Below are 6,620 nucleotides of genomic sequence, written 5' to 3'. Positions count from 1 at the left end.
TCAACACTTGATTTAAAAAAATTTTAAACCTAAGTTTTACTTGACGCTGACTCGTTTTAATTTGCTTTTCAGCGTGTTGCTCCGTGTCAGTGGGGTCGCATTATAGGGCGCTAAGAAAAAAGCGCAAGCGTTTATTTTAGGAAAAGTGATAAAAACATAGTTTCACGGTAAAAACCTATCGAAATGGCTATTTATCAAACTTTTTAGTTTGATAAACGTACATCCGCATCGTTTTTGATATCTCAAGACATAATAGGAAGTGTCACTGCACACTGAAAGTGAGCATAACGTATACATATTTACGCTCCGAGTGCCTCTCAGCTACATTAAAGCTAAGATAAAAGGCGATGAATTAAACTTTAGCCGCCTTTCGTTAAGTACTTTATGGTTTAGTCTTTATAACCCCAAGGTGCACTTGGAACAGTGATTGGCTTAGTTAAGTCAAAATCTACTCTAAACTCACGACCTTCACGTACAAGTCGATAAGTAAACTTTTCATCATATATGTACATTTGCCAAGTATTCCCCATTGATTGAGGGATCCCCTGACGAGCAAAAGACTCTTTTGAATACTGATCAGCAGGGAACGACTGTACATTTGCAAAACCAGCATCGACTGTATGACCACCATACATCGTTGAGTCGTCATCGGTCCCATCTTTATGACGATGGTCATGTTTAAGGCTTAAGCCACTGCCTGTTTTAGTGATCAACCAAGTCCGTGACGCATCGCTACCGACATGAAAAGGTACTTGCAATTCACGTTCATTACATCGACGTACATGCATTACTAACTTTTTGCCTGCAAATGAATTTGGACCCGTTACATTATCAACACTGATTTTTCCTTCATACGCTTTACCACAGTGTGCTGCGATATTATCAAAGAATGCATCATGAGAAGGAATAGAGACCAAAGGTGCAGGACGAGCGAAAGCCACACTGCTCATTAATGTCAGCGCTGTTGCGACCACAAATTTCATAGTAATGTTCCCAAAAATTAAAAACCAAAGGGTAGCTAGCCCTTTGGTTGTTTGCAATTAAATACGCTTAACTCACCACGCGATATGATGGGCCGCTTAAAGAAATATTACTGCCAAGGACGTTCTGACCTCAATGTATGTTCAAATGCATTAATCGCCTCATTTAACTGCTCAGTTTCGCCAATAAAATCTAAGCCACTTAACAGTCGTGCTTTAATATCTGCGCGAACTTCAAAGTTAATTACATCAAAATAAGGGCTGCGTAACTGTTGTTGCACCAAGTCCACCTCAACTTGAATATCATCATGTTGTTCAGCAATTAAGAATAACGACTCTAACGTGTCAGCTCCTAAGACAATGCAGAGCATTTGATTATTACCGCAGTTATTAAAGAAAATATCGGCAAAGCTTTCAGCGAGTATAATACTGAAGCCATATTGCTTTAGAGCCCATGGTGCATGCTCTCGAGATGAGCCACAGCCAAAGTTATCACGGGTTAGTAAAATTGATGCACCTTTATAGCAGGCTCGATTTAATACAAAGTCTGGATTAGGGACACCATCGTCTAAATAGCGCCAATCATAAAAAAGCGCTTTATCAAAACCCTCGCGGCTCGTCGATGTCAAAAACTGCTTAGGAATGATCTGGTCGGTATCGACGTTATTTTTATCCAGTGGTGCTAACAGCCCTTGGTGATATATGCTCATGATATCTCCCCTCTTATATCCGTGAAGTGACCAGCAATGGCCGCCGCGGCCGCCATCGCTGGACTGACCAAGTGTGTACGCCCACCACGACCTTGTCGCCCTTCGAAGTTTCGGTTTGACGTTGAGGCACACCGCTTACCTGCGCCTAGTTTGTCATCATTCATTGCTAAACACATTGAACAACCTGGTTCTCGCCACTCAAAACCCGCCGCTTTAAAAATCTCTGCAAGACCTTCTTGCTCAGCTTGCTGTTTCACCAAACCTGATCCTGGCACAATCAAGGCCTCCACACCGTGCGCAACTGTTTTACCTTCGACCACAGAGGCCGCAGCCCGTAAATCTTCAATACGGCTATTAGTACATGAACCAATAAATACTGTATCTACTTTTGCATCTGTTAATTTTTGCCCAGCTTCAAGACCCATGTACTGCAAAGCACTGCGGATAGCATCTGCTTTAATTAAATCGCTCTCTTGCTCAGGGTTAGGGACAACTTCATCAATACCAATCACCTGTTCTGGGCTGGTGCCCCACGTCACTTGAGGCTGTATGTCTTGCGCATTAAGCTCAACCACTCTATCAAACTTTGCACCATCATCAGAATGAAGCGTACGCCAATATGAAACAGCCGCTTCAAACTCGTCTTCACTAGGTGCAAATGGACGACCTTTTAAATATGCATACGTGGTATCATCTGGTGCAATTAAACCCGCCTTAGCACCCATTTCAATGCTCATGTTACATAGCGTCATTCTCGCTTCCATCGACAATGCTTCGATACCCTCACCACAGAATTCAGCCACATAACCTGTGCCGCCAGCAGTCCCTAGCACACCAATGACTGCCATGATCAAATCTTTTGCAGTCACAGTTGGGCGCAATACACCGTTAATCTGTACCTTCAACGACTTAGCTTTTTTTTGCTGTAAAGTTTGCGTTGCTAATACGTGCTCAACCTCAGAAGTGCCAATACCATGTGCCAACGCTCCAAACGCGCCATGGGTAGAGGTGTGGCTGTCGCCACACACAATGGTCGTGCCAGGTAAAGTGATCCCTTGCTCAGGGCCCATAACATGAACAATCCCCTGATTTATTGAGTTTAAGTCATACAAGACAATACCAAACTCTTTGCAGTTTTCGGCAAGAGCCATTAACTGATTTTTTGAAACTTCACTAGCGGCATCTAAAGTTCGACTTTTAGTGGAAACATTGTGATCCATTGTTGCGAAGGTTTTTTCAGGGCAACGCACCGGACGGTTTTTCTCGCGTAAGCCTGAGAAAGCTTGCGGTGACGTTACTTCATGGACTAGATGTCTGTCTATATAGAGTAAGTCGGTTTGTTCGTTGATCTGTGCAACCACATGCGATTGCCAAATTTTGTCATATAAGGTTTGAGCCACGTGCTACATCCTCAAATAAAGCGGTAACCTGACGGAAATCACCGCATTGGTTGCAATTAAATTCGCGATACGATGGCTTGTGCCACATCTTGCGTGGTGTAACCACCCTCAGGGTATATATCCGGTGTACCGACACCTGCAGCAACAGCCTCTGCAACGGCTTTTTCTATTGCGCGTGCAGCTTCATCTTGGCCTAGTGAATAACGTAACATTAAGGCGGCACTTAGAATTTGCGCTATTGGGTTTGCAATGCCTTTACCGGCAATATCCGGTGCAGAGCCACCAGCAGGTTCATATAAACCAAATCCTGATTGATTTAAGCTTGCAGAAGGCAGCAACCCCATGGAGCCTGTGATCATGGCGCACTCATCAGATAAGATATCGCCAAATAAGTTATCGCATAACAGCACATCAAACTGACTTGGCTGCTTTACGAGCTGCATCGCCGCGTTATCAACATAAATATAATCTAGTTGTACTTCGGGGTAATCTTTACTCACTTCAGTGACCACTTCACGCCATAGCACGCTCGATGCCAAAACATTCGCCTTATCTACCGAGGTCACATGGCCGCTGCGTAATTTTGCCGCTTCAAATGCAAAACGCGCAATCCGCTCTATTTCTTTTCGAGAATAGCGCTGGGTATCAAATGCAGCTACTTGCTCACCTTCCCCTTCTCGGCCTTTTTCACCAAAATAAATTCCACCAGTTAACTCTCGCACACACAGAATATCAAAGCCTTGCTCGCTGATATCTGCACGTAATGGTGACGCACCACTTAATGCAGGTAATAGCTGTGCAGGACGTAAATTACAAAACAAGCCAAAATGTTTACGCAGCGGCAATAAAGAAGCGCGCTCTGGTTGCTCGCTCGGGGGTAAGTGCTCCCATTTTGGTCCACCAACCGAGCCAAATAAAATAGCATCCGCAGCTTCACACGCTTTAAGCGTTGCCTCAGGTAATGCTTCACCGCACTCATCAATGGCGGCACCACCGATGGCGTGGGTTTGACGATTTAAGGTGAAGTCAAATTTTTCACTCACCGCATCGAGTACTCTATCTGCTGCGGCCATGACTTCTGGGCCTATGCCATCTCCGGCTAATACGGCAACTTGGTAACTTGCTTGGCTCATCCTGCTTTCCTTTGTTGTTTCAAATCAGAGACTTTTTGCGCTCTGTTAATAAGATTATAAACACGGACCATAGCCCGTACCGATGCTTCAACAACATCAGCAGCAAGACCTGCACCGTGATATTGCCGTCCGTTATATTGTGCGATGATATCGACTTGTCCCAGCGAGCTCGCCCCCTGACCCGTCGCATCTAAGTTGTATTCAATGACTTCAACAGACATCCCAATAATTCGCTCAATGGCTAAAAATGAGGCCTCTACAGGCCCATTACCTGTCGCCGCTTCTTGCTTGGATTGTCCGGCGACCGTCATACCAATGGTAGAGCTGGCAACTGACTGTGAATTAGATGTTGAATTAACAAATTCAAGTTTAAATTGGTCGTCCTCATCATCCATTTGATTAAAATGGATCATAGCCTCAAGGTCATAGTCATACACGGTGCCCTTTTGATCTGCTAATGCTAAAAAGCTGGTATATAAGCTATCCATATCGTAATCAGATTTTTGATAACCCAATTCAGATAAACGATGCTCTATAACATGGCGGCCTGAACGAGACGTCATATTCAGTTGATTGTTTGGGACACCCACACTCTCTGGTGACATGATTTCATAAGTATTCTGCGCTTTTAAAACGCCATCTTGGTGGATCCCTGAGCTGTGAGCAAATGCATTTTCCCCCACAATGGCTTTGTTTGGCTGCACCGACATATTACAGATTTTTGCAACTTGGCGAGATGCTCGGTAGATTTCCTCACTGCGAATATCGGTATGTACTTTTAGGTAGTCTTGGCGCATCTTCATGATCATGGCCACTTCTTCTAATGAACAATTACCTGCGCGCTCTCCAATACCATTAATGGTACATTCGATTTGTCTTGCACCCGCCTGTACCGCGGCTACAGAGTTGGCGACCGCCAAGCCTAAATCATTGTGGCAATGCACACTTAACCGTGCTTTATCTATGTTTGGCACATTATTCATTAAATGACGGATCATGGCAGAGTATTCATCAGGCGTAACATACCCTACGGTGTCTGGTAAATTAATGGTTGATGCACCCGCGTTAATCGCTGATTCTACAATACGGCATAAATCTGCATGTGGCGTACGCCCCGCATCTTCACACGAAAACTCCACATCATCAGTATAGTTACGCGCTAATTTAATTGATTTAACTGCCATAGCTGTCGCATCGTCTAAGCTCATACGTAGCTTATGCTCAAGGTGCAAAGGGCTGGTAGCAATAAAGGTATGAATACGACCGCGTTCAGCTGGGCGTAATGCCTCACCACACGCCTCAATGTCTTTGCTTACTGCGCGTGCCAGACCACAAATAACCGGATTACGTACTTCGGTCGCAATACGCTGCACAGCTCTGAAGTCAGCCGGGCTAGATACTGGAAACCCAACTTCCATAACATCCACATTTAATCGGCTTATCGCATGCGCAAGTTGTAGCTTATCATCTTCAGTGAGACTGGCCTTTAGCGCCTGTTCACCATCCCGCAATGTCGTATCGAAAATCCAAACTTTATCCTGCATACCCTGTTCCTCGGCCCAAAAAATAAAAAACCCCGCAATGTGCGGGGTTGAAAAGTAGCTGCTCAGTTGCGTGCACTACACCCCGCTCTTACATTTAATAAGTAAGAGGTTAAGCAGTAGTGACAAACGTGTTATTTTTTTCATTGAGCAAAGTCGTCCTGTTGATGGATTAATTATGTTTTATCATGTTGCAACACTGTAATGCAAGAATAAAAAATCCAAAGAGCTGCATGAAAACTTGTTTAAAAAGACAAAAAAAACCAAAGAAAAATCACAATAGAGATAAAAAAACCCGAACTAAAACATCTTCAGAATTAAAAATTAGTTATGCAATTCATACCTGCTTAGAATAACTTTTTTGTTCAGCCATCATTTTTATTCCATTCATGTTTTCTTGACTATAACCACGGCGTTTTTCAAGGTAGTTGTCGCCTGAGCTGTTAAACTGCTTGTTTTTTGCTCTCTGGATTTAACTCCACATCACTGATTTCATCCCAATTTATGGTGTGCCTTGACCAGCGGTTAGCATTCTTTTCTTGCGCTTTTTTATATATCTCACGGCGCTTTGCCCATATCGCTCTATCTTCCCAATTATGACGTTAGCCGGGTGTCACGAACTTGATACGACTATGCCTATGTACGTTGTTGTACCAATTCGTGAAGCCTTTCACCCAGCTTCTTGCATCTTCAAGGTGCTTAAAACCTTCACTTGGCCAACGGTGGCTATATTTAACCGTGCGAAACAGAGATCCCGAATATGGATTATCATTGCTGACACCTGGACGGCTTCGAGAGCCTATTATCCCCATTTCAAGCATCTTCGCCTGCATCGTTCAGGCACTTCATCGGACTG

The 6,620-nt window shown here is 44.0% G+C and carries 5 protein-coding genes and 1 pseudogene; all 6 read right to left on the bottom strand.

Going from position 1 to position 6,620, the window contains the following annotated elements; genetic code table 11:
• Window positions 1-389 precede the first annotated feature (389 nt).
• Entirely contained in the window at window positions 390-983 is a 594-nt protein-coding gene (locus CWC18_RS19795) for a hypothetical protein (protein ID WP_138592511.1), read from the bottom strand.
• 107 nt (window positions 984-1,090) lie between these two features.
• Window positions 1,091-1,690 carry a 3-isopropylmalate dehydratase small subunit gene (gene leuD, locus CWC18_RS19790; RefSeq protein ID WP_138592510.1) on the bottom strand — a complete coding sequence of 200 codons (600 nt, stop codon included), beginning with the start codon at window positions 1,688-1,690 and terminating at the stop codon, window positions 1,091-1,093.
• A complete protein-coding gene (leuC, locus tag CWC18_RS19785; protein WP_138592509.1) occupies window positions 1,687-3,090 on the bottom strand; it encodes a 3-isopropylmalate dehydratase large subunit in 1,404 nt (467 codons plus the stop codon). The genes leuD and leuC overlap by 4 nt, the downstream gene beginning before the upstream one ends.
• A gap of 56 nt (window positions 3,091-3,146) precedes the next feature.
• The gene (leuB, locus tag CWC18_RS19780; RefSeq protein WP_138675955.1) at window positions 3,147-4,223 is read right to left on the bottom strand and encodes a 3-isopropylmalate dehydrogenase; all 1,077 of its coding nucleotides are present in this window, start codon (window positions 4,221-4,223) and stop codon (window positions 3,147-3,149) included.
• Window positions 4,220-5,767 carry a 2-isopropylmalate synthase gene (leuA, locus tag CWC18_RS19775; RefSeq protein ID WP_138675954.1) on the bottom strand — a complete coding sequence of 516 codons (1,548 nt, stop codon included), beginning with the start codon at window positions 5,765-5,767 and terminating at the stop codon, window positions 4,220-4,222. Before leuA ends, leuB begins: the two co-directional genes overlap by 4 nt.
• Before the next feature lie 440 nt (window positions 5,768-6,207).
• Window positions 6,208-6,600 (bottom strand): annotated as a pseudogene (locus CWC18_RS21645) (integrase core domain-containing protein); the annotation flags it as partial.
• Between the last annotated feature and the right edge of the window lie 20 nt (window positions 6,601-6,620).

This window comes from Pseudoalteromonas aurantia (assembly GCF_005886875.1).
Classification (GTDB): domain Bacteria; phylum Pseudomonadota; class Gammaproteobacteria; order Enterobacterales; family Alteromonadaceae; genus Pseudoalteromonas; species Pseudoalteromonas aurantia_A.
The sequence above is the reverse complement of the archived record's forward strand: the minus strand, read 5'-3'. Positions and strand labels throughout refer to the sequence as shown.

What these genes read in the sequence shown, in the direction of transcription:
- leuD (WP_138592510.1), bottom strand. Translation starts at nt 1,690, where the DNA reads ATGAGCATATATCACCAAGGGCTGTTAGCACCACTGGATAAAAATAAC.
- leuB (WP_138675955.1), bottom strand. Translation starts at nt 4,223, where the DNA reads ATGAGCCAAGCAAGTTACCAAGTTGCCGTATTAGCCGGAGATGGCATA.
- leuA (WP_138675954.1), bottom strand. Translation starts at nt 5,767, where the DNA reads ATGCAGGATAAAGTTTGGATTTTCGATACGACATTGCGGGATGGTGAA.
- CWC18_RS19795 (WP_138592511.1), bottom strand. Translation starts at nt 983, where the DNA reads ATGAAATTTGTGGTCGCAACAGCGCTGACATTAATGAGCAGTGTGGCT.